Origin of the sequence: Kribbella sp. CA-294648 (assembly GCF_050943845.1) — a bacterium.
Classification (GTDB): Bacteria; Actinomycetota; Actinomycetes; order Propionibacteriales; family Kribbellaceae; genus Kribbella.
On record NZ_CP191981.1, the window covers coordinates 8,403,468 to 8,429,401 of the forward strand.

Annotated in this window: 20 protein-coding genes and 3 rRNA genes; 9 read left to right on the top strand and 14 right to left on the bottom strand. The window is 66.3% G+C overall.

The genetic code is table 11. The annotated features are described in order from the left end of the window. Positions 1-2 precede the first annotated feature (2 nt). Complete coding sequence (gene hutH / locus ACQPYM_RS40110) at positions 3-1,556, bottom strand: histidine ammonia-lyase (RefSeq protein WP_433011959.1); 1,554 nt, start codon at positions 1,554-1,556, stop codon at positions 3-5. Positions 1,557-1,791: 235 nt separating this feature from the next. On the opposite strand from hutH, the gene ACQPYM_RS40115 reads away from it, so the two are divergent. From ACQPYM_RS40115 to ACQPYM_RS40130, 4 genes are all read left to right on the top strand, one after another. Next, complete coding sequence (locus ACQPYM_RS40115) at positions 1,792-2,688, top strand: GNAT family N-acetyltransferase (protein WP_433011962.1); 897 nt, start codon at positions 1,792-1,794, stop codon at positions 2,686-2,688. A gap of 3 nt (positions 2,689-2,691) precedes the next feature. Next, entirely contained in the window at positions 2,692-2,883 is a 192-nt protein-coding gene (locus ACQPYM_RS40120) for a hypothetical protein (protein WP_433011965.1), read from the top strand. 24 nt (positions 2,884-2,907) lie between these two features. After that, a complete protein-coding gene (locus ACQPYM_RS40125) occupies positions 2,908-3,666 on the top strand; it encodes an IclR family transcriptional regulator (protein ID WP_433011968.1) in 759 nt (252 codons plus the stop codon). A gap of 103 nt (positions 3,667-3,769) precedes the next feature. Then, positions 3,770-5,335 carry a carboxylesterase/lipase family protein gene (locus ACQPYM_RS40130; RefSeq protein WP_433011972.1) on the top strand — a complete coding sequence of 522 codons (1,566 nt, stop codon included), beginning with the start codon at positions 3,770-3,772 and terminating at the stop codon, positions 5,333-5,335. 54 nt (positions 5,336-5,389) lie between these two features. Here the strand turns inward: ACQPYM_RS40130 and rrf are convergent. The 5 genes from rrf to rpmG all read right to left on the bottom strand — a co-directional run bounded on the left by rrf (position 5,390) and on the right by rpmG (position 11,822). Next, positions 5,390-5,507: ribosomal RNA gene (rrf, locus tag ACQPYM_RS40135) — 5S ribosomal RNA — on the bottom strand. A 148-nt stretch (positions 5,508-5,655) separates the two neighbouring features. Then, positions 5,656-8,779, bottom strand: a 23S ribosomal RNA gene (locus tag ACQPYM_RS40140). Between the two features lie 486 nt (positions 8,780-9,265). After that, positions 9,266-10,783, bottom strand: a 16S ribosomal RNA gene (locus ACQPYM_RS40145). Together the 16S, 23S and 5S rRNA genes form the textbook arrangement of a ribosomal RNA operon. Positions 10,784-11,344: 561 nt before the next feature. Further along, on the bottom strand, positions 11,345-11,650 hold the full coding sequence (rpsN, locus tag ACQPYM_RS40150) for a 30S ribosomal protein S14 (protein ID WP_433011975.1): 306 nt from the start codon (positions 11,648-11,650) through the stop codon (positions 11,345-11,347). A 4-nt stretch (positions 11,651-11,654) separates the two neighbouring features. Further along, a complete protein-coding gene (gene rpmG / locus ACQPYM_RS40155) occupies positions 11,655-11,822 on the bottom strand; it encodes a 50S ribosomal protein L33 (protein WP_433011978.1) in 168 nt (55 codons plus the stop codon). Positions 11,823-11,954: 132 nt separating this feature from the next. On the opposite strand from rpmG, the gene ACQPYM_RS40160 reads away from it, so the two are divergent. The 3 genes from ACQPYM_RS40160 to ACQPYM_RS40170 all read left to right on the top strand — a co-directional run bounded on the left by ACQPYM_RS40160 (position 11,955) and on the right by ACQPYM_RS40170 (position 14,950). Next, positions 11,955-13,088 carry a CobW family GTP-binding protein gene (locus ACQPYM_RS40160; RefSeq protein ID WP_433011981.1) on the top strand — a complete coding sequence of 378 codons (1,134 nt, stop codon included), beginning with the start codon at positions 11,955-11,957 and terminating at the stop codon, positions 13,086-13,088. Then, the gene (locus tag ACQPYM_RS40165) at positions 13,085-13,330 is read left to right on the top strand and encodes a type B 50S ribosomal protein L31 (RefSeq protein WP_360287430.1); all 246 of its coding nucleotides are present in this window, start codon (positions 13,085-13,087) and stop codon (positions 13,328-13,330) included. The genes ACQPYM_RS40160 and ACQPYM_RS40165 overlap by 4 nt, the downstream gene beginning before the upstream one ends. A 198-nt stretch (positions 13,331-13,528) precedes the next feature. After that, on the top strand, positions 13,529-14,950 hold the full coding sequence (locus tag ACQPYM_RS40170; protein ID WP_433011985.1) for an aromatic amino acid ammonia-lyase: 1,422 nt from the start codon (positions 13,529-13,531) through the stop codon (positions 14,948-14,950). A gap of 16 nt (positions 14,951-14,966) precedes the next feature. Here ACQPYM_RS40170 and ACQPYM_RS40175 read toward each other — a convergent pair whose 3' ends face one another. From ACQPYM_RS40175 to ACQPYM_RS40185, 3 genes are all read right to left on the bottom strand, one after another. Beyond that, a complete protein-coding gene (locus ACQPYM_RS40175) occupies positions 14,967-15,818 on the bottom strand; it encodes a hypothetical protein (protein WP_433011988.1) in 852 nt (283 codons plus the stop codon). Between the two features lie 55 nt (positions 15,819-15,873). Beyond that, entirely contained in the window at positions 15,874-16,551 is a 678-nt protein-coding gene (locus ACQPYM_RS40180) for a response regulator (protein ID WP_433011991.1), read from the bottom strand. Between the two features lie 115 nt (positions 16,552-16,666). Beyond that, the gene (locus ACQPYM_RS40185) at positions 16,667-19,243 is read right to left on the bottom strand and encodes a DUF4118 domain-containing protein (RefSeq protein WP_433011994.1); all 2,577 of its coding nucleotides are present in this window, start codon (positions 19,241-19,243) and stop codon (positions 16,667-16,669) included. Positions 19,244-19,421: 178 nt separating this feature from the next. Between ACQPYM_RS40185 and ACQPYM_RS40190 the strand changes: the two genes are divergently transcribed. Then, positions 19,422-20,057, top strand: a complete 636-nt coding sequence (locus ACQPYM_RS40190; RefSeq protein WP_433011997.1) for a hypothetical protein — start codon at positions 19,422-19,424, stop codon at positions 20,055-20,057. Positions 20,058-20,061: 4 nt separating this feature from the next. Here ACQPYM_RS40190 and ACQPYM_RS40195 read toward each other — a convergent pair whose 3' ends face one another. From ACQPYM_RS40195 to ACQPYM_RS40215, 5 genes are all read right to left on the bottom strand, one after another. Further along, positions 20,062-20,934, bottom strand: a complete 873-nt coding sequence (locus ACQPYM_RS40195) for a PhzF family phenazine biosynthesis protein (RefSeq protein ID WP_433012000.1) — start codon at positions 20,932-20,934, stop codon at positions 20,062-20,064. An 84-nt stretch (positions 20,935-21,018) separates the two neighbouring features. After that, positions 21,019-21,414, bottom strand: a complete 396-nt coding sequence (locus ACQPYM_RS40200; RefSeq protein ID WP_433012003.1) for a RidA family protein — start codon at positions 21,412-21,414, stop codon at positions 21,019-21,021. A gap of 91 nt (positions 21,415-21,505) precedes the next feature. After that, positions 21,506-22,384: a GNAT family N-acetyltransferase gene (locus ACQPYM_RS40205; protein ID WP_433012006.1), complete on the bottom strand. Its 879-nt coding sequence runs from the start codon at positions 22,382-22,384 to the stop codon at positions 21,506-21,508. Beyond that, the gene (locus ACQPYM_RS40210; RefSeq protein ID WP_433012009.1) at positions 22,320-22,940 is read right to left on the bottom strand and encodes a hypothetical protein; all 621 of its coding nucleotides are present in this window, start codon (positions 22,938-22,940) and stop codon (positions 22,320-22,322) included. Before ACQPYM_RS40210 ends, ACQPYM_RS40205 begins: the two co-directional genes overlap by 65 nt. Further along, positions 22,933-23,646, bottom strand: coding sequence for a class I SAM-dependent methyltransferase (locus tag ACQPYM_RS40215; protein WP_433012012.1), 714 nt, complete (start codon positions 23,644-23,646; stop codon positions 22,933-22,935). Before ACQPYM_RS40215 ends, ACQPYM_RS40210 begins: the two co-directional genes overlap by 8 nt. Positions 23,647-24,129: 483 nt before the next feature. Here ACQPYM_RS40215 and ACQPYM_RS40220 point away from each other — a divergent pair, with 483 nt between their 5' ends. Beyond that, positions 24,130-25,647 carry a DUF222 domain-containing protein gene (locus tag ACQPYM_RS40220; RefSeq protein ID WP_433012015.1) on the top strand — a complete coding sequence of 506 codons (1,518 nt, stop codon included), beginning with the start codon at positions 24,130-24,132 and terminating at the stop codon, positions 25,645-25,647. Positions 25,648-25,934: the final 287 nt, after the last annotated feature.

Sequence of the window (25,934 nt, forward strand, 5' to 3'; positions counted from 1 at the left end):
TCTCAGTTCAGTGGGCCTGTGACGGCCTGGACAGCGGACAAGTAGGTGCCGTCAGCAACAAGCCTGACAGAGTGCGCGATTTCGGGAGCGAGGTGCCGGTCGGTGCCCGGACCCTCGACGTGCGCCCGCAGTTCTCGCAGTACTGCGGCGGTGGCGGGCGAGGGCTCGAGCGGTGCCCGTAGGTCGAGCGCCCGGGCCGCGGTGAGAATCTCGACGGCCAGCACCTGCTCCAGGCCGTCGATCGCCTTGCGCAGCTTGCGTGCGGCCGACCAGCCCATCGAGACGTGGTCCTCCTGCATCGCGCTGCTCGGGATCGAGTCGACACTGGCCGGTACGGCGAGCCGCTTCAGCTCGGACACGATCGCGGCCTGCGTGTACTGCGCGATCATGTGGCCGGAGTCGACACCGGGATCGTCGGCCAGGAAGGCGTTCAGCCCATGGTTGCGGGCGACATCGAGGAACCGGTCGGTCCGTCGCTCGCTGATGCTGGCCACGTCCGCGACAGCGATCGCCAGGAAGTCCAGCACGTAGCCGACGGGGGCGCCGTGGAAGTTGCCGTTGGACTCGACGCGTCCGTCGGGGAGTACCACCGGGTTGTCGATCGCGGCGGCCAGCTCACGCCCGGCAACAGTTGCGGCATGACTCGCGGTGTCGCGGGCAGCCCCGTGAACCTGCGGCGAGCAGCGTAGGGAGTACGCATCCTGTACGCGGTTGCAGTCAGGTCCGCGATGACTCGCGACAATCCCGCTGTCATTCAGTACTGCGCGCAGGTTGGCGGCGGCCGCGCCCTGCCCGGGGTGCGGGCGGAGTGCCTGGAGGTCCTCGGCGAAGACCCGGTCGGTGCCGAGCTGACCCTCGACGCTCATCGCGGCGGCGATGTCGGCGGTCTTGAGCAGCCGGTCCAGGTCGGCGAGGGCGAGCACCAGCATGCCGAGCATGCCGTCGGTGCCGTTGATCAGCGCCAGGCCTTCCTTCTCGGCGAGGACGACCGGTTCGAGCCCGTGCTGGGCGAGCGCGTCGCCCGCGGCGAGCAGGTTGCCGTCGGCGTCACGGACGTGGCCTTCGCCCATCACGGCGAGCGCGACATGGGCCAGCGGCGCGAGGTCACCGGAGCAGCCGAGGCTGCCGTACTCGTGCACGACCGGGGTCAGCTGGGCATTGAGCAGCCCGGCGTACGCCTGAGCTGTCGCGACCTTCACTCCGGTCCGGCCGGTCGCGAGGGTCGACAGGCGAAGCAGCGCCAGCGCCCGGACCACCTCGGCCTCGACCTCGGGGCCGGAGCCGGCCGCGTGCGACCGGACCAGACTGCGTTGCAGCTGGGCCCGCAGCTCGGGAGCGATGTGCCGGGTCGCGAGCGCGCCGAATCCGGTGGAGACGCCGTAGTGCGGGGTCTCCGCATGGGCCAGCGCCTCGATGGCCGTCCGCGACTTCGCGATCTCCTCGAGGGCCTGGTCGTCGATCCGCACCGGCGCCCGGTAGCGCGCCACCGCGACGACGTCAGCCGGGCTGAGCGGCCCGACGCCGACTGTCACTGCCTGGGATGTTTGGCTGTTCACCTGCCCATTGCACCGCGCCCACCCCACCGATCACAGCACCGCCACCCCTCCACCGTCTCAAATCCGAGACATCTCCCACCGCCTCCACCCCGCGCCCGCCCCCTGAAACGCCGACTTTGTGCACCGTCCAAGCAGGTGGGAGCGCTCCCGAGTGGCTGGGCCGTGCACAAAGTGCGTGGCGCGTGGCACGGGCGGGTTGGGGTTGGCGACCCCGCGGGGGAATTAGGGTTCTGGGATGGGGTTCGGGATTCGGGCGGCGACGCCCGCTGACGCGGTGGGAATCGCCGGGGTGTGGGCAGCGGCGATGCCTCAGCTGGTGAAAACCGCTCGCGGCATCGAGGCGGAGCTCCGCAAGACCACCACGCGGGTGGTGCTGATCGCGGTCGAGGACGACGCGGTGGTCGGCTACGGGAACATCTACCGGCCCGCGCCGGACGAGGTGGCTCCGCGCGTGCGCATCACTGTGCAAGTGCCCCCGTCACACCGGCGACGCGGCATCGGCAGCGCGCTCACCGACCAGGTCACCGCGGTGGCCGCCGATGCGGGCGCTCACAGCCTCCTGGTCGTCGTCGAGGATGACGACGCCTCCAAGGAGTTCGCCACTCATCGCGGTTACGAGATCGGCCGGCAGATGAGCCACTCCTGCGCCGAACTCAGCGCGGTGCCTGAGCCGGCTCCCGTGCCGGCTGACCTGCGGCTGGTCGACTTCACCGAGCTCGATCCCCGTCGCTTGTGGGAGGCCAACGTGGCCGTCGCCGGTGACGACCCGAGCGGGCTGTCGCACATCTCGCCGTACGACGACTGGCTGAAGCACGACTGGGACCACCCGGACGTTCGCCTCGACCTGAGCATCGCGTTGCTGGCCGGCGAGGAGGTCGTGTCGTTCGTGACGACGACGGCCGACCCGGACCGGCGGGTGATCTGGTCGAATCTGACCGGGACCGTGCCGGCGTACCGGGGGCGGGGGCTGGCCAAGGTGGTGAAGTCGGCGGCGCTGACGCGCAGCCGGGAGGCCGGGTTCGAGCGGGCGTTCACCGGGAACGACGCGGGCAACGCGCCGATGCTCGCGGTGAACGAGTGGCTCGGCTATCGACTGACAGCCGCGGCCTGGACCGCGGAGAAGGTGCTCTGACCTGTGAACCGGTTCTTCCTCTCGGTCGCGCTCTTCGCGGCCCTGGCCGTCGGCGTCGGCTTCCTGACGTCGGGCACCGAGTACTTCGACTGGCAGATCGCCGCCGGTCTCTTCGCGCTGGCACTGGCCGGCGAGGGGTTGCGGCTGTGGATCCGGCGCGGGCGGACCAAAGCCCGTCAATCGTCCGAAATCTGAGACAGGCCCGCTAGTCTCACTGTTGTGAGCGGCAACGTTCCCGCCTCGACCCGCACGCTGCGGGTGCTGACGTTCCTGGCCACCCAGCCCGGACCGGTACCGATGGAGCGCATCGCCTCCGCGGTGGGACTGCCACGCTCGTCGACGTACCACTTGCTGAAGGCAATGATCAGCGAGGGCTTCGTGGTGCACCTGCCGGAGGAGAAGCGCTACGGGCTCGGGGTGGCCGCCTTCGAGATCGGTTCGGCGTACCTGCGGCACGATCCGCTCGAGCGGCTGGCCCGGCCGTTGCTCGCCCAGCTGGTCGCCGAGGTCGGCCAGACGGCGCATCTCGGCGTACTGCACGGACGCGAACTCGTCTATCTGCTGAAGGAACAGCCACCGCGGCCGGTCACCCTCGTCACCGATGTCGGTGTCCGGCTGCCCGCGACGCTGACCGCCTCCGGCCGGGCGCTGCTGGCCGAGCTGCCACCGGCTCAGGTCCGCGCACTGTTCCCCTCCCCGGAAACCTTCGTACGCCGTACCGACCAGGGGCCCCAGACGCTCAGCCAGCTGCGTCGCATCCTCTCCGACGAGAAGCGGCAGGGCTATGCGGTCGAGGACTCCCATGTGACCGCGGGCGTTGCCTCCGTCGCCAGCGCGGCCGTCGACCACGCCGGCCATCCGGTCGCCGCCATCAGCATCACCTTCCGCACCGACGCCGTCCCCGCCAGCGAACGCTTCCTGCTGGCTCGCCGGACCCGCCAAGCCGCCGACGCGCTCACCCGCCGCCTTCGCGGTTAGTGGTGTTTTCTCCCCTTTCGACGGGGTCCTGACCCCAGTGCCGTGACGGGCCCAGCCTTCCAGGATTGAGCTTCAACGATCCGCTCATCTGGAAGGCTCATGGATGTCGCTCTCCGCGAAGACCCGCACTGCCGTTGCCGGCCTGGCCGCCTTCACCGCTCTTTCCGCCACCGCCGCTCTTGCCTTGGCCGCTACCGCGGTCGCCGCCCCTGCGGCTTCCAACGATCCTCATCTCGTGGTCCGCACCGATCGGGGCGCTGTCCGCGGCCTGGCGGAGCAGGACACGCGAACCTTCCGTGGCGTCCCGTACGCGGCGCCACCCACCGGGGACTGGCGATGGCGATCACCGCGTCCCGCCGATCGCTGGTCCGGGGTGCGCGACGCCACGCAGTACGCCGGCAGCTGTGCGCAGGGGGAGCATCCCGTCGGGGTGGCGAGCACCAGCGAGGACTGTCTGTATCTGGACGTGACAACGCCCACCAGCGCACGGGGACTCCCAGTGGTGGTGTGGATTCACGGTGGCAGCTTCACGAACGGGGCCACTCGCAACTACGGACCCAGTCGACTGGCCAAGCAGGGCAACGCGGTCGTCGTACAGGTTCAGTACCGGCTCGGCGCCTTCGGCTTCCTGGCGAGCCCGCTGCTCGGCAAGGGTTCCGGGAACTTCGGGTTGGAGGATCAGCAGGCCGCGCTGCGATGGGTGCAGCGCAATGCCGTGTCCTTCGGTGGGAATCCTCGCAACGTCACGATCATGGGCGAATCGGCCGGCGCCTACAGCGTCTGCGACCAACTGGCCTCGCCGACCGCGGCCGGGCTGTTCCACCGCGCGATCATCCAGAGCGGGCCTTGCACGCAGGAGTACTCCTCATCCAACTACGCGGCTCCCCGCCCGCGCGCGGTCGCAGTCGACTACAGCCAAAGGCTCGCCAACTCATTCGGCTGTACTACGGCCGCCTGCCTGCGCGACGTCTCGACCGAGGATCTCCTGGCCGCAACCGCTGACGACCACTTCGGCCCTGTACTGGGTGGGCCGGTCCTGCCGCTGCACCCTTCGGAGGCATTGGCAACCGGGCGCGTCAACCGTGTACCGGTGCTCCACGGCATCAATCACGACGAAGAGCACGGCCGTATCGGCGCGCAGGAAGTAGCGACTGGCACTCCGACCACGGATGCCGACTACCGAGAGCAGCTCGAGAAGACCTTCGGTGCTGACGCAGAGAAGATCCGTGCCGCCTACTCCGACATCAAGCCGGCCGGACTCGCGCTCTCGACAGTCCTCACCGACTCCAGCTGGGCCGTCGCGGCGGCAAAGACGAACCGCCTGCTCTCCTCGAGAATGCCGACCTACACCTTCGAGTTCGCCGGCAAAGCCCCTTGGTACGCCGGCCTGCCCGAGCCGGCCTGGCCTGTGGGCTCTCACCACCTGAGCGAGGTCGCCTACTTCTTCGACTTGAGCGTCTTCGCCCGGCTCAGTCCCGCGCAGGCAGCGTTCTCGACCGAGCTGATCGCTCGGTGGAGCGCATTTGCTCGCACTGGTGACCCGAATGTCGCCGGAGCCGTCGCCTGGCCGCGGGCGAAGCCGTCCGATCGTGAGGTCCAGTCGCTGAACCCCGCCGGCACCGTCCGGACGGACTTCTTCAGCGGTCACCGTCTCGCCGTCTGGCAGTAACGGGGGAAATGCTAAGGGCCACCCCGATTGGGGGTGGCCCTTAACAGTGTGAATGTCCGGCGACGTCCTACTCTCCCACGACCTCCCGGTCGCAGTACCATCGGCGCTGAAGGGCTTAACTTCCAGGTTCGGAATGGAGACTGGGTGTTTCCCCGACGCTATGGTCACCGTAACTCTATAGAAATATCAACCAACCACCCTGCAAGTCACCGCCCCCACACGTCTCGTGTGGGTTCGGGCTGGGGTTGACCGTATTTCAGGAACCGTATAGTGGACGCGTATATTCTTGCAGCAGTTTGTTGCCCCAACTGTGTTGGTGTTGAGACAAGCCCTCGGCCTATTAGTACCAGTCAGCTCCACACCTTGCGGCGCTTCCACTTCTGGCCTATCAACCCAGTGGTCTACTGGGGGCCTTACCCGATTAACTCGGTGGGAGACCTCATCTTGAAGCGTGCTTCCCGCTTAGATGCTTTCAGCGGTTATCACTCCCGAACGTAGCCAACCAGCCGTGCTCCTGGCGGAACAACTGGCACACCAGAGGTTCGTCCACCCCGGTCCTCTCGTACTAGGGGCAGCCCTTCTCAAGTCTCCTGCGCGCGCAGCGGATAGGGACCGAACTGTCTCACGACGTTCTAAACCCAGCTCGCGTGCCGCTTTAATGGGCGAACAGCCCAACCCTTGGGACCTACTCCAGCCCCAGGATGCGACGAGCCGACATCGAGGTGCCAAACCATCCCGTCGATATGGACTCTTGGGGAAGATCAGCCTGTTATCCCCGGGGTACCTTTTATCCGTTGAGCGACGGTGCTCCCACATGCCACCGCCGGATCACTAGTTCCGACTTTCGTCCCTGCTCGACATGTCTGTCTCACAGTCAAGCTCCCTTGTGCACTTACACTCGACACCTGATTGCCAACCAGGCTGAGGGAACCTTTGAGCGCCTCCGTTACCTTTTAGGAGGCGACCGCCCCAGTCAAACTACCCACCAGGCACTGTCCCTGATCCAGATAATGGACCGAAGTTAGACAGCCAGAACAACCAGAGTGGTATTTCAACGATGACTCCACCCGAACTGGCGTCCAGGTTTCACAGTCTCCCACCTATCCTACACAAGTTGTACCGACCACCAATACCAAGTTGTAGTAAAGGTCCCGGGGTCTTTCCGTCCTGCTGCGCGTAACGAGCATCTTTACTCGTAATGCAATTTCGCCGAGTCCATGGTTGAGACAGCGCCCAAGTCGTTACGCCATTCGTGCAGGTCGGAACTTACCCGACAAGGAATTTCGCTACCTTAGGATGGTTATAGTTACCACCGCCGTTTACTGGCGCTTAAGTTCAAAGCTTCGCCGGCCAAAGCCAGCTAACCTGTCCCCTTAACGTTCCAGCACCGGGCAGGCGTCAGTCCGTATACATCGAATTACTTCTTCGCACGGACCTGTGTTTTTAGTAAACAGTCGCTTGGGCCTGGTCTCTGCGGCCATCAACGCTTCCGAGAGCAAGTCTCGTCACGAATCAGGCCCCCCTTCTCCCGAAGTTACGGGGGCATTTTGCCGAGTTCCTTAACCATGGTTCACTCGATCGCCTTGGTATTCTCTACCTGATCACCTGTGTCGGTTTGGGGTACGGGCGGCTCTAACACTCACTACGAAGTTTTTCTCGGCAGCATGGGATCATCCACTTCCCCTGAACGGGTCCGCCTCGGTTCTCAGGCTCTGTGAGACACGGATTTGCCTATGCCTCGCCCTACCACCTTGCCCGCGGATCAGCTTGCGCCTACCATCGCCGCGGATGGACTGCCCTCCTGCGTCACTCCTTAGTGCACCTAATACCAGTTCGGGTCGAAAGATCCACTCATCAGCCCGAAGGCCTCAAAGCTTCACGTTCTTAGCATCACCGGGTTCGGTCGGGTCGTGTTAATGCCGGTACGGGAATATCAACCCGTTGTCCATCGACTACGCCTGTCGGCCTCGCCTTAGGTCCCGACTTACCCAGGGCAGATTAGCTTGACCCTGGAACCCTTGATCATTCGGCGGACGGGTTTCTCACCCGTCATTCGCTACTCATGCCTGCATTCTCACTCGTGCAGCATCCACAACTAGATCACTCTGCTGCTTCACACGCTGCACGACGCTCCCCTACCCATCCACACACCTGGACCCACAAAGTGGGCCGGGTACGAGTGTGAATGCCACAGCTTCGGCGGATTGCTTGAGCCCCGCTACATTGTCGGCGCGGAATCACTTGACCAGTGAGCTATTACGCACTCTTTCAAGGGTGGCTGCTTCTAAGCCAACCTCCTGGTTGTCTGGGCAACTCCACATCCTTTTCCACTTAGCAATCGCTTAGGGGCCTTAGCTGGTGATCTGGGCTGTTTCCCTCTCGACTACGGAGCTTATCCCCCGCAGTCTCACTGCCGCGCTCTCACTTACCGGCATTCGGAGTTTGGCTGATTTCGGTAAGCCGGTAAGCCCCCTAGACCATCCAGTGCTCTACCTCCGGTAAGAAACACGCGACGCTGCACCTATATGCATTTCGGGGAGAACCAGCTATCACGGAGTTTGATTGGCCTTTCACCCCTATCCACAGGTCATCCCCCAGGTTTTCAACCCTGGTGGGTTCGGTCCTCCACGCGGTCTTACCCGCGCTTCAACCTGCCCATGGATAGATCACTCCGCTTCGGGTCTAGAGCATGCGACTCTGGTCGCCCTATTCAGACTCGCTTTCGCTACGGCTACCCCACACGGGTTAACCTCGCCACATACCACTAACTCGCAGGCTCATTCTTCAAAAGGCACGCCGTCACACCCACACAAGGTGAGCGCTCCGACGGATTGTAGGCAACCGGTTTCAGGTACTATTTCACTCCCCTCCCGGGGTACTTTTCATCTTTCCCTCACGGTACTAGTCCGCTATCGGTCACCAAGAAGTATTTAGGCTTAGCGGGTGGTCCCGCCAGATTCACACGGGATTTCAAGAGTCCCGTGCTACTTGGGAAAACACTCGGAAGTCACTGTCTTACGCCTACGGGGCTCTTACCCACTACGGCTCAACTTTCCAGAAAATTCGACTTCAACAGTGATTTATAACTCCCTGACCCCACGGCATTAGGATCTGAATGCTCCCACAACCCCATATACGCAACGCACGCCGGCTATCACACGCACATGGTTTAGCCTCATCCGCTTTCGCTCGCCACTACTCACGGAATCACTATTGTTTTCTCTTCCTGCGGGTACTGAGATGTTTCACTTCCCCGCGTTCCCTCCAGAACCCTATGTGTTCAGGCACTGGTAACTGGCTTTAGAATGCCAGCTGGGTTTCCCCATTCGGACACCCCCGGATCACAGCTTGGTTGCCAACTCCCCGGGGCTTATCGCAGGCTCCTACGTCCTTCATCGGCTCTTGGTGCCTAGACATCCACCGATTGCCCTTAGTAGCTTGTCACAAAAACAACAAAATACTGAAGATGCTCGCGTCCACTATACAGTTCTCAAAATACGGGCAGGAACACCAACCCTTGTCCACCACTACCCTCGGACAGATCCAACGAAGGGAAAACACACCCTCGAAAAACCCATCACCAGGAGTTTGGTGAGAGCCGGCCCCAGCCACACAGCCACACCAACCCTGTGATCCGCAAAGATCCAGCAGTTGATGTAGTAGTGACCCAGAAAAACCAGTCCATCCCTTCCCGAAGGAAGATCCGGCCCGATTCCTCAGGACCCAACAGCGCGCCTCGGCCCATCCCTCCATCCTCACTCACGTTCCACGCATCAACCCGAGGGTTGCTGCAGTACTTGCTCGATCAGACGAGTTCTTGGCCTAATGGTCAATGTTCCACATTCCGAAGCACCGCTGCCTGAGAACGGATGTCCCAGAAACAGCGAATAGGCGACCACCCTTGCGGGTTGATCGCCGAATGCTCCTTAGAAAGGAGGTGATCCAGCCGCACCTTCCGGTACGGCTACCTTGTTACGACTTCGTCCTAATCGCCAGCCCCACCTTCGACGGCTCCCTCCACAAGGGTTAGGCCACCGGCTTCGGGTGTTGCCGACTTTCATGACGTGACGGGCGGTGTGTACAAGGCCCGGGAACGTATTCACCGCAGCGTTGCTGATCTGCGATTACTAGCGACTCCGACTTCATGGGGTCGAGTTGCAGACCCCAATCCGAACTGAGACCGGCTTTTTGGGATTCGCTCCACCTTGCGGTTTCGCAGCCCTTTGTACCGGCCATTGTAGCATGCGTGAAGCCCTGGACATAAGGGGCATGATGACTTGACGTCATCCCCACCTTCCTCCGAGTTGACCCCGGCAGTCTCCTATGAGTCCCCACCATAACGTGCTGGCAACATAGGACGAGGGTTGCGCTCGTTGCGGGACTTAACCCAACATCTCACGACACGAGCTGACGACAGCCATGCACCACCTGTATAGGACCCTTACGGACCCCCCATCTCTGGAGGATTTCCCTATATGTCAAACCCAGGTAAGGTTCTTCGCGTTGCATCGAATTAATCCGCATGCTCCGCCGCTTGTGCGGGCCCCCGTCAATTCCTTTGAGTTTTAGCCTTGCGGCCGTACTCCCCAGGCGGGGCGCTTAATGCGTTAGCTGCGGCACGGAGGACGTGGAATGTCCCCCACACCTAGCGCCCAACGTTTACGGCGTGGACTACCAGGGTATCTAATCCTGTTCGCTACCCACGCTTTCGCTCCTCAGCGTCAGGTAAGGCCCAGAGAGCCGCCTTCGCCACCGGTGTTCTTCCTGATATCTGCGCATTCCACCGCTACACCAGGAGTTCCGCTCTCCCCTGCCTACCTCTAGTCTGCCCGTATCGGAAGCAGGCTCGGAGTTGAGCTCCGAGTTTTCACTCCCGACGTGACGAACCGCCTACGAGCCCTTTACGCCCAATAATTCCGGACAACGCTCGGACCCTACGTATTACCGCGGCTGCTGGCACGTAGTTGGCCGGTCCTTCTTCTGCAGGTACCGTCACTCTCGCTTCGTCCCTGCTGAAAGAGGTTTACAACCCGAAGGCCGTCATCCCTCACGCGGCGTTGCTGCGTCAGACTTTCGTCCATTGCGCAATATTCCCCACTGCTGCCTCCCGTAGGAGTCTGGGCCGTGTCTCAGTCCCAGTGTGGCCGGTCGCCCTCTCAGGCCGGCTACCCGTCGACGCCTTGGTAGGCCATTACCCCACCAACAAGCTGATAGGCCGCGAGCCCATCCCCAACCGCCAGAACTTTCAACCCCAAACCATGAAGCCCGAGGTGATATCCGGTATTAGACCCCGTTTCCGAGGCTTATCCCGAAGTTGAGGGTAGGTTGCTCACGTGTTACTCACCCGTTCGCCGCTCGTGTACCCCCGAAGGGGCCTTACCGCTCGACTTGCATGTGTTAAGCACGCCGCCAGCGTTCGTCCTGAGCCAGGATCAAACTCTCCGTTGAATTCAATATGTCAACCGTCCGAAGACGGATAACAGACTACTTCGAGTGATCCTTTGATATCTCAGAAACAATCAAACTGACTTGAATCATTATTTCTCAAAGGAATCGATACACGAACAACAGACAACCCAGCACCCAAAATCCGATGAGGACCAGGGGTGGACAAGATCATCCAATGCCGTGAATCGGGTTAATGCTAAATTTCGGCATTGACTTTCGGCACGCTGTTGAGTTCTCAAGAATCGGACGCACACCGCGTCCGCAACCTTTCGGTCAGGACTCCGGGGCAACCCGCCAAACATTACTGTTCCGGCCGAAGCCAGTCAAATCGGCCTCTTCCATCCCAGTCTCCCGGCAAGACTCAGTGACCGAAACCCGCACAAGGCGTGCTTCAGCTCCTGGAACCTTCAGGGAGTTCGAAGCGACCGGCCGCTTTCGCGTCCCGCACCCGCTCCGACAAAGAGAACAATACACGCCCCGGAGAGTGCTTCTGACCAGGGGTACCCAACGACTGCCCGGCCGGGACCACCTGACCCCGGCCGGGCCGTCGTACGGGGTGGATCACCAAGACGATTTGGTGATTCCGGGTAGTTCCCCACGGTGGGCCATCGTGCGGAACCGGACTCGGGAGATGCCGGCCTTGCGGAGGAAGCCGCGCGGGCGGCCGTCGGCCACGTCGCGGTTGCGGACCCGGATCGGACTGGCGTCCCGGGGCAGCTTCTGGAGCTTGAGCTGCGCGGTCTCGCGGTCGGCGTCACTCGAGGCCGGCGCGGCGATGATCCGCTTCAGCTCCGCGCGGCGCTCGGCGTACAGGGCGACGATGCGCTTGCGCTGCTCGTTCTTCGCGATCTTGCTCGTCTTCGCCATCGGCCTACCGCTCTTCGCGGAAGTCGACGTGCTGGCGGATCTTCGGGTCGTACTTGCGCATGACCAGCCGATCGGGGTCGTTGCGGCGGTTCTTGCGGGTCACGTAGGTGAACCCGGTCCCCGCGGTACTCCGCAGCTTCACGATCGGGCGGACGTCGTTGCGCTTGGCCATCGAACCCTTCCTTCCGGGCGCCTCTCGGCGCCGTTGCTGGTGACGGGTGAACATCGGCCACCCGGGCTGACATTCCCGTAGCCGGGAGTGTACGTTGTACTGGTAATCATTTTCAATAAGGCGGGAGACCTGATGCTACCGGTGACCTTGCTGACGGGTGTCGACGAGCAGTCCCGGGCCGCGGTGGCCGGCGACCTGCTGGCTGTCGCCGGCTCCACCGTCCTGGTCGAGTACGACCTCACTGGGCTGGTCGGCGGCTCCGTACTGCGGATCGCCCGGACCGCGGGCGGAGTGATCGATCGCGAGGTGATCCGGATGGGTCATCCGTGCGTGTCCTGCGCGATGCGAGGCTCACTCGTCCCCCTGCTGGTCAGCATCGCGGCCACGGAGAAGTACGGCGCGGTGATCGTGTCGGTCCCCGGTGCCGGCGATACCCAGGCGCTCGCCGAGGAGATCGCCCGCGATGCCGGTGACGACCTCCGCGTGGACGCAGTACTGACCGTGCTCGACACTGCTACCTTCGCCGACGACGTGAGTGGCGACGACCTGATCCACGACCGTGGCATCCCCACCGCCGCGGAAGACGGCCGGGCGATCGCGGAAGTGTTGATCCGGCAGGTCGAGTACACGAACGCCGTCATCCTCAGTAACCCCGCGACCGCCGCCCCCGACGACGAGTCCACCACTCGCGCGCTGGCGCAGGCGCTGAACCCCCACGCGCTGGTCAAGACGCCCGCAACGGCGCGGGAGCTGTTCGGCGTACGGATGCATGATCCGGATACCGCCGAGACGTGGGTGGAGCCGGGGTCGATCAGTGCTCCCCTGCAGACCGACGGGCCGGTACGGACTCTCGTCTGGCAGTCGGACCGGCCGTTCCATCCCGAGCGCCTGTACGACGCCCTGGAGGAGCTGGTCGTGAAATCCGCGCGGGGCAAAGGGACGGTCTGGCTCGCGTCGCAACCTCACTCGCGCCTGGGCTGGGACAGCTTCGGCACCAACATCTCCATCGGCGTACTCGGTCCGTGGCTCGCCGACCTCCCGGTCGAGCGCTGGTCCGAGGTCGGCCAGACCCATCAGGCCAGGTCCGCCCTCGAGTGGCACCCCGAGCACGGCGACCGCGCCTCGTACCTGTCCATCACCGGAGTCGAGCTGGACGTCTGGGAATTAGAACGGCTCCTGGACGGTTGTGTCCTTCGTACGGATGAGCCGGCCGCCAAGCTGACCGATCCGTTCGCCCCTTACCTGGAAGGAAGTACCGCTGCATGAAGCAAGACATCCACCCCGACTACCGCCGGGTCGTCTTCCGGGACAAGTCCGGCAACTTCAGCTTCCTGACCGGCTCGACGCGCACCAGCACCGAGACCATCGAGTGGCACGACGGGAACACCTACCCGGTCGTCGACGTCGAGATCTCGTCCGCCAGCCACCCGTTCTACACGGGCCAGCAGCGCGTGATGGACACCCAGGGCCGCGTCGAGAAGTTCAAGAAGCGCTACGGCAAGTCCTGACCCCCAGCCGATCCTCCCAGCCCGCCGATCCCCGGATCGGCGGGCTGTTTCGTGCCCAGGCCGACCTTGTGCACCAGCTGAGCATCCCGCGCGGCTCTGGGCGCTCAGGTCGTGCACAAAGTGCGACTGTCTCGGGTTTCAGACGGTCACCAGCCGGCGGTACTTCGTGGGCAGGGTCGCAGGACTCACACTGGGCGAGTGGAGCCCGTGGAGTTGGTCGGGGCGGGGTTGTCGCCTCTGGATGCGGTCGCGCTGGGGCAGCGGCGGACAGCCGTGCGACTGGGCGACGACGCGCGTGAGCGGATGGCGCGATCCTCAGCGGCGGTGGCCGAGATCGCGTTGCACCGCCCGGTTTACGGCCGGACCACCGGAGTCGGCGCCAACCGCGATGTGCTCACCTCGGACCCGGAGCACGGTGCCCGGTTGCTCGCCTCGCACTCGACGACCGGTACGACGTCGTACCCGAAGGACGTGGTCCGGCTCGGGCTGCTGATCCGGGTCAACCAGCTCGCGGCCGGAGGGTCCGGGCTGGCCCCCGAGGTGGCCGACGCGATCGTTGCCCTGCTCAACGATGACGAGCTGCCCGAACTGCATCGCGGTGGCGCGATCGGTACCGGTGACCTCGGCGCGCTGGCCGAGCTCGGCCTGGCCCTCGGCGATGTCATCGACGGAACCAGCGCGCTCCCGCTCCTGTCGAGCAACGCGATCACGCTGGCCGAGTGCTGCCTGGCCTACGTCGAGGCCGCGACCTTGATCAACGTCGTCCCGCTCGTCGGCGCGCTGTCCCATGTCGCGCTGCGCGGCAACGCCGAGGTGTACGACGAACGCGTCCAGGCTGCTCGTCCGCAGCCCGGCCAGGTCCGGGTGGCCCGGCGCATGCGCGGACTGCTCGACGAACTGCCGATCCCGCCGGCCCGGATCCAGGATCCGTTCGGCCTGCGCGCCTTCGCCCAGGTGCTCGGCCCGGCCGTCGACCATGTCGATGCCCTGGGCAACGCACTGGCGATCGACATCAACGCCTCGGCGGAGAACCCATTGGTGGCCGGTGACACCGTGCTGCACAACGGCAACTGGCACGCGATGCCGATCGCCCTCGGACTCGACTCGCTCCGGCTCAGCCTGCACTCGGTCGCCACGCTGTCCACCTCCCGGGTGGCGAACCTGGTCGACCCCGACTTCACCGGCCTGAGCCGCTTCCTGGCCAGCGGTTCGGAGGCGAGTTCCGGCGTGATGATGATCGAGTACGTCGCCCACGACGCCCTCGCCTCGGTCCGCTCGACGGCCCAACCGGCCACTCTCGGTACGGCGACCCTGTCGCGCGGAGCCGAGCACCACGCGAGTTTCGCGCCGCAGGCCGCAGTACTGACCGGGCAGTTGCTGGATGCGTTGCGGGACGTGCTGGCCTGCGAACTGGTAACCGCCGTACGGGCCGTCCGGCTGGCCGGCCTGGAACCAGAGAAACTGGCGCCCGCCGCAGTCGGCCCGTGGCTGGCCGACGCGCTGGCCGCACTCCCCGACGTACTGACAGACCGTTCCCTCCGCGACGACCTGGAAATCGCCCGCGGCCTCCTAACCCAATGGGGCGACCGCCAGGTCGAGCACCCAGCGGAATCGGGTTAGACCTCCACCCCCGCGGTCAGTTGATCGGTAGGCGGGCGTAGGACTTGAGGGTGAGTAGGGCGTGGACTGTGAGGATGCCGCGGTATTCGAGGGTTGCGGCCTTGCTCGGGGGTTCCCAGGTGATTGCCCAGCCGCCGTCGGGCTGCTGGTCGGCGACCAGGCGGTCGAGGTGGCCTTGGAGCTGCTCATCGGTGAACAGCTCGCGCCACGGGCTGTCCGGGGTTGATGCGAACTGCAGCGGCGTCACGCCGTACGACGGATCGCTCGCGTCGGCGCGGTAGTGCGACAGCTTCGGCAACCACTCCCGCACCTTCGTCAGGTCCCGCTCGCCGCTGTGCTCGAGGAAGATCATCGACTCGTGCATCGCGTGCGCGTCGTCGGGGAAGCCCTTGGCAAGCGCGTCCAGGCACCACGCCTCGGCCTGGTCGCGCCACGGGTGCTCGACCCCCAGCGCGTAGAGGCGGCCGACCAGCCCGGCGGTCGGGTTGAGACCGGGCACGTAGGTCCACTCGGCGATGTGCTCGGCACGCGGATAGCCCTCGACCACCGGTGAGGCGAGCGAAACGGCTCCCTCGGGCGTGGCGACCGACTGCAGCCAGTCGCAGGCCCGGCGTACCAGCTCGTCGTCGCGGGCACCGGCGGCCAGCAGGATGTCGAACGCTGTCTCCACATCCAGCGCCGTACTGTCCGGGCACCGCTTGTCGGGCTCCAGCCCGTGCCCGAACCCACCGTCGGAGTTCTGGTAGCCGCGCAACGCGTCCACCACCCCGGCCGGATCGGCCCCTTCGAACACCGTCGCGAACAGCCGGCGCTCCACCACCCGCGCCTCGGCCCGGACGAACTCCCGTGCAGCCTCGAAAATCTCCATACGCCTACCCTGCCCGATCCCGCCCACCGCCGTCTTGAAGGAATCGGACATCCCGTCACGGTTCGAAGCGGTAGCCCATGCCTGGCTCGGTGAGCAGGTGGACCGGGCGGGCCGGGTCGGCTTCGAGTTTGCGGCGGAGCTGGCCCATGTAGAAGCGCAGGTTGCCGCCGGCCGTTTCGTACCCCGGTCCCCACACCTCGCCCAGCAACTGCCGCTGCGACATCAGCTTGCCGGGATGCCGGATCAGCACCTCGAGCAGGTGCCACTCGGTCGGTGTCAGGCGAACGTCCTCACCCGAGTCCAGCGTCACCCGCTTCGCCGCCAGATCGACCATCGTGCCGCCGATCGTCACGACCGGCTGGTCCGGCGCGAGGTTGCTGCGGCGCAGTACGGCGCGCATCCGGGCGAGCAGCTCGTCGATGCCGAACGGCTTGGTCACGTAGTCGTCGGCGCCGGCATCCAGCGCCTCGACCTTGTCCGTACTGTCGGTCCGGCCGGACAGCACCAGGATCGGCGCCTCGGTCCAGCCGCGCAGCCCGCGGATCACGTCGACCCCGTCGAGGTCGGGCAGTCCGAGGTCGAGAATGACCAGGTCAGGCGGGTACTGCGCCGCGACCTTGAGCGCCACCGTCCCGCTCGCCGCGACGTGCACCTCGTACCGCCGCGCCTTCAGATTGATCTGCAACGCGCGCACGATCTGCGGCTCGTCATCGACCACGAGGATTCTGGTCATGGGGCCTCCCGGCCTGGACTGAGGAATGGAGGGAGCGAAGCGACCGGAGTGACGAGGGAAGGCCGGGAGTTAAGCCCCATGACCCGCCGAGCCGGAGGCGAGGTCAAAGGTAGAGTCATGCTTGTACCTCCGGTTCGGCCGCCGACCGCTCCCGGCTACCGGGCACCGGCTTGTCGTCCGCGCTCAAGGTTGCCACGGGCAACGAGATGACCATGGTCAGGCCGCCGCCCGGGGTGTCCTCGGGGTGCAGCGAGCCGTGCATCGCCTCGGCCAGGCCGCGGGCCAGCGCGAGTCCGAGCCCGACGCCGGTGGTGTTGTCGGTGTCGCCCAGCCGCTGGAACGGCGCGAACACGCGACTCAGGTCCTCCTTCGGGATCCCCGGTCCACGATCGATCACCCGCACTTCGACGATGTCGCCGAGCGAACTGCCGGTCACCAGCGGCGGCCGCTCGGCAGGCGAGTAGCGGACCGCGTTGGCGAGCAGGTTGGCGAGCACCCGCTCCAGCAGCGCCGGATCCGCCTCGACCAGCGGCAACGTGTGCGGGATGTCCACAGTCACATCACCGTGCAGCTCGGCCAGCGCACCCGGGATGATCTCGTCGAGCGCCATCGGCCGGGGAAACACGGGCAGTACGCCGGCCTGCAGGCGACTCAGGTCGAGCAGGTTGTCCACCAGTCGCGTGAGCCGGTCCAGCGACTCGTCGGCCGTTTCGAGCAGCTCGTCGCGCTCCTCGTCGGTCCACTCGACATCCGACCCGCGCAGGCTCGTCACCGACGCCTTGGCCGATGCCAGGGGTGAACGCAAGTCGTGTCCGACGGCTCGGAGCAGCGCAGTACGGAGCTTGTCGGCTTCGGCGAGTGGTTTGGCCTCGGCGGCTGCTTCGGTCAGGCGGGCCCTGTCGACCAAGGCGGCCGCGTGGGCCGCGAAGGCACCGACCAGGCGGCGTTCGTCCGCGGCCAACGACCGGCCTTGCAGGACGAGCACGAGGCCGTCGCGACCGGGGATCTTGGCATCGCCATCCTCCGGCCGCCGGCAGGTCGGCGTACCGGCTGAGGCGAGGGGTCGCCAGGTTTCGGTCAGCTCGTCGGTGTCGATGCGTTCCATCAGGCACGCGCTCGTCATCCCGAATGCCTCGCGGACGCGCTCGAGCAAGGCGGGGAGGGCGGTTTCGCCGCGCAGTACGGAGCCTGCCAAGGTTGCCAGCGTCTCGGACTCGGCCGCCGACCGCGCCGCCTGCCTGGTACGCCGGGCCGCGCGGTCGACCACTGACGAGACCAGGGCCGCGACGCCGACGAAGATGCCGAGGGCAAGCGCGTTGTTCGGCCCGGCGATCGCGAAGGTCTTGGTCGGTGGAGTGAAGAAGTAGTTCAGCACCACGGTGCCCGCGATCGCCATCAGCAAGGCCGGCCACAGACCACCGACCAAGGCGACCACGACCACACCGAAGAGGAACGCGAGCACGTTGCTGGTCAGGTTCAGCGTGTCGCCGCCGATCCCGAGCAAAACCGCCAGGAGCGGCGGCAGCGCGACCGCCAGGGCGAACCCATAGGCGAGGCGGCGCCGGGACAGGCTGCCCTGCCCGCGCGGCAACCGGCCGCGACCCATCTCCGAGTGCGTGACCAAGTGGACGTCGATGTCACCGGAATCGCGGATCGAACGCGCGCCGATGCCGGGACCCGTCAGCAGCGCGGCCAGCCGCGAACGGCGGCTACCACCGAGCACCAGTTGGGTGGCGTTCTCGGCGCGGGCAAAGGACAGCAGCGCTTCGGGGACGTTCTCGCCGACAACCTGGTGGTAGGAACCGCCGAGGCTCTCGACCAGCCGGCGTTGCTGGGCCAGCGCACCCGGATCGGCGCCGGTCAGGCCGTCGGACCGGGTGATGTGGACGGCGAGCAAGTCCCCGCCGGACGACCGAGCCGCGATCCGGGCGGCCCGGCGGATCAGGGTCTCGCCTTCGGGCCCGCCGGTGAGCGCGACGATGACCCGTTCCCGCGCCTCCCAGGTCGAGTCGATATCGTGCTCGGCGCGGTACTGCTGCAGGCCCGCGTCGACCCGGTCGGCGAGCCAGAGCAACGCGAGTTCGCGCAGGGCGGAGAGGTTGCCGACCCGGAAGTAGTTGCCCAGGGCAGCGTCGATCTTGTCGGCCGCGTAAACGTTGCCATGGGCCATCCGGCGGCGCAGCGCCTCCGGCGTCATGTCCACGAGCTCGACCTGGTCCGCGGCCCGGACCACCCGGTCCGGCACGGTCTCCTGCTGCGGTACGCCGGTGATCTTCTCGACGACGTCGTTGATCGACTCCAGGTGCTGGATGTTGACCGCCGAGATGACGTCGATGCCCGCGGCAAGCAAAGCGTCGACGTCCTGCCAGCGCTTGGTGTTCCGGCTGCCCGGGATGTTGCTGTGGGCAAGCTCGTCGACCAGCACGACCTCCGGCCTGCGCGCCAGCACGGCGTCCACGTCCAGCTCGGTGAAGCTCGCGCCGCGGTAGTCGATGATCCGGCGCGGCACCACCTCGAGACCGTCGAGCATGGCGGCGGTGTGCTCACGACCGTGGGTTTCGACGTACCCGACCACCACGTCCGTACCGCGCGCCCGGCGCCGCTGCGCCTCGTCCAGCATCTTGTAGGTCTTACCCACGCCGGGCGCGGCACCCAGGTAGATCCGCAGGTGCCCGCGACCGCTGGTGCTCATCTGTCCATCGTCTCAGGTGGTGTAGCGACGGGATCGGCGGTGCGGGTGATCGGCGATGTCGGTCCGCTCACAGGCCGCGGCGGCGAGACGGTGTGGGACTCGACTTCGCGCTGTCGGTCGGAGTGCGCATACTTACGGCTGGCAAGGAGCAGCCCCCACCAGAGTTAGGGACGACGCAGTGACTGAAGTGGACAACCAGGAGTTCTCCGCCACCGGGGAGCAGTTCTTCTCCGAGGAGAGCCGCAAGGCGCTGGCCGAGGCGAGCCGCCTGCTGGCGGAGCGCCTGCAGGCGCACACCGAGGCCCTGCTGGCGATGACCGGCGACGAGGAGCAGAGCACGCTCTACGAGCAGAACGCCGCGCTGGAGGAGCTCGTCGAGGGCTGGAACGACGCCGTCTTCGAGCACACCGGGACCGCGCCGCTGCTGCTGGACGACGAGGTCGACGAAGACGACGAGGAAGAAGAGGAGGAGCGCGACCAGGTGATCAGCGTGGTGTCGCGGTTCGACCTGCGCGTGGTCGACCTCGAGTCGCTGCTGGAGGCCGGCCGGTCCGCCCAGGAGCGGCACCCGGCCGAGCTGGACGAGTCCGGCGAGCGGGTGCCGGTCGAGTCGGCCGAGCAGGCCATCTACGAGATCAGCCGCGAGGTCGGCGAGGCGTGGTTCGAGCTACCCGGGGTCGACCTGGTGGCGGGCGCTCGCGCGTACGTCGTACCGGAGTGGCCGTTCGAGCCGCTGGAAGCGGACGCCGAGGACGTGCTGTCCGAGCTGAGCGCTCCCAACGGCGCGATCACGCACGCGGAGACCTGGGCGTAGTTCTTCAGACCAGCAGTTCGCCGTCGAGCACGGTGACGGCGTGGCCGGTGAGGTGCACGCGATCACCGGCCAGCCGCACCTGGACGACACCGCCTCGGGCAGAAGGCTGGAACCCCACCAGCCGCTCCCGCCCGAGGCGCTCCGCCCAGTACGGCGTCAGCCCGGTGTGCGCACTCCCCGTCACCGGATCCTCGTCAATCCCATGAGCCGGCGCAAAAAACCGAGAGACGAAGTCGTACTCCGTGGCGGCGCCGGTTTCGGTGGCCGCCGGAGGCAGGCCGGGGGCGGCGGGCCCCCTCTCCCCCTCCGCCGGGGCGGTGAGGATTGCGCCTCGGAAGGCGTGCTGCTCGGTGAGTGCTGCGAGTGCTTTGGGGTCTGGGGTGGCGGTGCGGACTGCTGCTTCGTCTTGCAGGATCACCAGCAGGTCGCCGAGTGGGTCGGTGCGATAGGTGGCTTCCGGCTTCACCCGCAGCGCCTCAGCCAGTCCGGCCGGTACTGCGATCTCCGTCGGCGTGGACACCGGGAAGTCGAGCGTGATGGTCTCGCCCTCGACCGACGCGAGCAGCACCCCACTCAGGCTGTTGAACCGCACCGGCCCGTCCAGCAACCCGTCGGCCGCCAGCACGTGCGTCGTGGCGAGCGTGGCGTGCCCGCACATCTTCGCCTCGATCGTCGGGGTGAACCAGCGCAGATCCCAGTCCGCGTCCGGATCGCCGGATGCCGGACGCGCGAACGCCGTCTCCGACAAATTCACCTCCGCCGCGATCTGCTGCAGCCGGCTCTCGTCCGGCCAGGGACCGGCCGGCAGCAGGCACACTCCGGCCGGGTTCCCGGCGAACGGCTGGTCGGTGAACGCGTCGACGATTCGGATCCGCATGCCCCGACGGTAGATGCGCGGACGGTGGCCGATCCATAACCAATCCGGGGTGAGTGGCCCGCCCGCGGGGCGTAGTACGGGGGATCAGGCCGCGGCGATCGCCTCGATCTCGAGCAGCCACTCCTCGGCGTAGATGTCGCAGATGATGATCGTCAGCGCCGGCGCATGCTCGCCGAGGATCTCCTCACGGATCTTCGAGTTGAGCGCCCGGTACTGCCGGTCGGACAGATAGGTCGTCACCTTGACCAGGTTCTGTACGCCGAGGCCGGACTCGGCCAGCACGGCGAGCACGTTGCGCCACACCATCCGGCACTGCTCCTCGAACGAGTCGGGGATCTTGCCCTGGTCGTCACCCCACGGCACCTGGCCGCTGACGAACACCAGCCGCTGTGCACCGTCCACCTGGACGCCATGCGTGTAGTTGCCCGTCGCGGCCGGCAGCACCGGCGGGTTCAGCGGCTGGATCGAGAGCTCTGCCATCGGGTTCTCCCCCACGGTCGGCGGTTTTGCCCATGTCTATCGCGCCCGCCCTGAACCAGCCAGTCCATTTGCCCGTGTGAGCCCTGGCGGTTCAGCCGATGAGGTGCTTTTCGAACCAGTGGTGGGCGTAGGGCTCGGTGTTGAAGGCCGGTACTTCGGTGTAGCCCGCGGCGCGGTAGAGGGCGATGGCCTCGGTGAGATTGCGGTTCGTTTCCAGCCGCAGTACTGCGGAGCCGTGCGCGACGGCCTGCTTCTCGAGTTCGGTGAGGAGCCGGCGGCCGAGCCCGAGACCGCGGACGTCTGGTGAAACCCACATCCGTTTGACCTCGGCCGGACTGCCGTCATGGAACTTGAGGGCGCCACACCCGACCGGCGCCGAGTGCAGAGTCGCGACGAGCAGCAGGCCGTCCGGCGGGGTGAGTTCGTCCACACCGGCGGAGATGCTGCGCGCATGGTCGAATCCGCCGTCGAAGCGGTCAGCCAGCTCCTCGAAGTACGACTGCAGGCAGTACTGCGCGTCTGGGTGCCGCGGATCGACGATGCCGACGGTGACCGTCGAGGCTGTCAGCAGGCGCTCGACTTCGCCCATCGCGGTGATCAGCCGGGACCGCTGTGACTTGCTGAGTGGTTCGAGGATCGACGCCGCGAGGTCGTCGGAGCGGCGGTCCAGGACGGTCCGCTCCGCCAGCCCGCGAGCGGTGAGACGAGCCGTGCGCACCCGGCCGTCGTCACCGCTCTGCTCCACCTCCACCAGCCCGTCGCTCTCGAGCGTGCGAAGGAGGCGGCTCAGATACCCGGAGTCGAGATCGAGCCGCGACCGCAACGACCGCACGTCGCAGCCGTCCGGGCCGATCTCCCACAACACCCGGGCCTGCCCGAGCGGCCGGTCGCGCGCCATGTAGGTGTCACTGAGCGCCCCGATCCGCTGGGTCACTGTCCGGTTGAATCTCCGGACCTCGGCGATCCCCATTCCTCTGACTATAGTCAGGCAAAATCTGGCTGATCGGGTCCAACGGCCGGTAGGGCTGCCACTCGGTCAGGTACGGATGCACGAGCCAGCGGATCCGGCCGGTGTCCTCCAACCAGGTGCCCGGCGCCGGAACCCAGTCACTTACCCCAGAGCGCAGTACGCCGCCCGCCGCCTCCACCTGCGCGCGCGGAACCGACCCTTGGCTCACAAAGAACCACCACTGCCGCCGGGCCGGAGCCATCGCCGTCGGACAACTCGCCTTCAACCGATGGTTCAGCAACGCCCCGTACTCCGGCGGCAACTCCATCACGTCGAACCACTCAGCCACCAACGCGATGCCCAGTGCGCCGGGTGCCGAGGTGCGGGGGCGGCTCCAGACTTCGGCTGCCTGGTAGCCGTCGCGGATCACGTCGCCGACGAGATGCGGGTCCACGCAGCCCTTGCCACACAGGCAGATCCCGCGATCCGGTACTGCGAGCGGCGCGACCGGCCAGCCGTTGGCGGCGTACCGGACCGCGTCCTCGAAGACCTTCCGCCGGCGATGCCGATCAAACACACTGCCCCACGGCGAACAGCAGCGAGCTCGCCGGGGTCAGCTCCGGATGCCGGTCGGCCAACCGCGAGCACTCCAGCGCGGTGAGCATCGGATCCTGCCGGGTCAGCGTGTCCGGCAACTCGATCTCGGGGAAGTGCCGGTCGATCGCGACCGTCAGCCAGCCACCAGGCCCGGTCAGCCCGTGCAACGTGATGGACCGCAGGCCGACGTTGGTCAGCTCGGTCCGCAACTGACTGGTGGTGTGGTACGTCGTCTGCGCCATCCGCTCGTTGTCCGGACTGAACCCGGTCTCGAGAATCTCCGCCACCACCCGCTGCCGATCCAGCAACGTGTTCGCCAGCGTCGCGCCGATCAGATTGGCGGCCCGATTGATCGCCACCACCGCGAGAAACCCACCCGGCCGCACCACCCGGATGGCCTCCCGCAACGCCAACCGCCGATCCGCCGCCTCGGTGAGGTGATAGATCGGCCCGGCCAGCAGCGCCGCGTCGAAATGATCGTTCTCCCACGGCAACCGCCGCGCATCCCCTTGTACTGCGGTAATCCCAGCCGCCGTCGCCTGCTGGATATGCCGTTCGACAGGATCCAGCAACTCGACCGAGTACCCACGATCCTGCAGCCACCGCGCATGCACCCCCGGCCCGCCACCGATATCCGCAATATCCGCCGGCGGCTCCGGCAGATACCTGCCCAGCAGATCCTGCATCCGAGCCAACTCGAACCTTCCCCGCAAAGTCGAACTGAGCCGAGCCTTTTCGTCATGAAGAGAGGTGTAGTGAACATCGACATCAACCTGAGCCGTCATAAAACCCAACCCTGCCGACCCGATCTTCCCCACAGCAGGCCATCACCAGGGCAGATCCAGGGCAGCTCGGGGCAGCTCCGACTACCGCACTACCTTATGAACAAGGCACTTCCGGTCAGGAGCAGGCGAGACGCCGAGCTTGCTGAGACAACGCGCCTCGCAAGCAGGCACCGTCCAGGCGAACCGGCACCTCAACCAACGACCCCGCCAACCACCATCCACCGTGGCGCCGACCAACTGTTGCCGTACGCAACATCATGCCGTCGTCCACAGGACTGACCTCCTTGTGTACAACTTGGCCACTTCCTGCCAAACGCGATTTCCCTTATCTACAAGGCGGTCTGGGCACGGAAACTGTCGGTGGCGGTGTCTAGAGTTTGCTGCATGGAGACCACGCAGCTACTCCCACCGTCGAGGCTCGGTGACAGCGACCTGCTGTCCACCCTCGACGCCGTCGACGCTGCCCTCTCCACCCTGACCACCTACCGCCTGCAGCTGGTCGCCGACTTCGACCAGCGCGGCCTCGCGAGCGAACACGGCGCCCGCGACACCATCGAGTTCCTCTCCTTGCGCCACCACCGCAACCGCCGCGAGATCAAGCAAGACCTCAAAACCGCCGAGGCGCTCCCCACCTACACCGCCGTCACCGCCGCCCTGCCCGACCCAGCAGCACCCGCCGACCCGACACCCACCACCGCCGACGCACCGGCCCCGGCCCTGGTGTTGAACCCGGGCCAGGCCGCAGCCATCATCACCACCTTGAAGAAAGCCCCAGCCTCGGTCCCAGACGATTTGCTGCGGGTGGCCGAGGAGCAGATGATCGAAGCCGCTCAGCTGCTCACCCCCGACGGGCTGCTGGGGTTCGGCCGCGAGGTGCTGGCCCGGTTGGACACCGACGGCCCCGAACCCGCCGAACACGACGCCGCCGCCAAGGAAACTCTTACTCTGCACCGGGCCGACGGCGGCGTGAAGTTCACCGGCTACCTGGCCGGCGAGAACGCTGAACAGTTCCGCACCCAGATCAACCGGTTGTCCAAGCCCCACCGCACCGTCGACGGCGAGCTGGACCCGCGCCCGCACGACAAGCGCCAGGCCGACGCGTTGAGCTTGATCCTGGACCTGGCCGCGGCCAACACACCCCGCACCGACAGCGACCCCGGCACGTCGAGTGGACCGGGTGTTCCGCACATCACCATCACCATCGACCTCGACGACCTCCGCGCCGCCACCGCCCACGCCGTCGGGGAGCTCGTCTACGGCGACAACCTGTCCGCCTCCGCGATCCGGCGCCTCGCCTGCGACGCCGCGATCCTGCCCATCGTGCTCGGCTCGGACTCCCAACCGCTGGATGTCGGTACCGAGCAGCGTTTCGTGACCCGGCCGATCCGGCGGGCGCTGATGAGGCGGGACAAGGGCTGCGTGGTCTGCAAGGCGCCGCCGTGGCAGTGCCACGCCCACCACCTGATCCACTGGATCGACGGCGGCCCGACCTCGATCACGAACCTGGTGCTGCTGTGCGCCGGTCACCACCGCGCCGTGCACTCCGGCCAGTGGGCCATCACCATCACCGGCGGCGTCGTCCACGTCACCCGCCCCACCTGGACCACCCCCGGCACCACCACCGCCGCAGACCTCGCCAACCTGACCGGCCTGGCCCGCTATTCCACCCGGTCCTCCGACGGACAGGTCAGCGTCAACCCGCACCACGAACACCCCGACCGCGTCATCACCACCAACCTCACCGGACAACCCAGCACCCCGGCAGGCCCGCAGACGAACCCGCGGTACAGCTCGGAGTCCAAGGTGCAGCCAAGCACCGGTAACTTGCCCTGGCTCACTCCTGAAGCCGTCGCGCTTCTGGATCCGTGGGGCGACAACGCCACCCCCTCCGCCGGCCCGTGATACGACCGCGCCCGGCGGCGGTCCTGGCCGACGGGCGCGGTACCACCGCACCCACGGCGGCGGTTCTCGAACAGCCGCCCGAAACGCCCAGCGGCCACGAGCCGATGGGCACAAACCCACGCCCTCGCACCGCCCGCGCGCAGCCCGCACGCCAGCAACCCGCAGTACACAGGCACCAATTCAGGGACAACAGTCAGCGTCCACGGCCGAGCTCTCGACACCCGACTCCGCGGCGGCGGACAACCGGCCCCACCGAGGATGTGAGCAGCCGCTGGCGGGCTGACCTG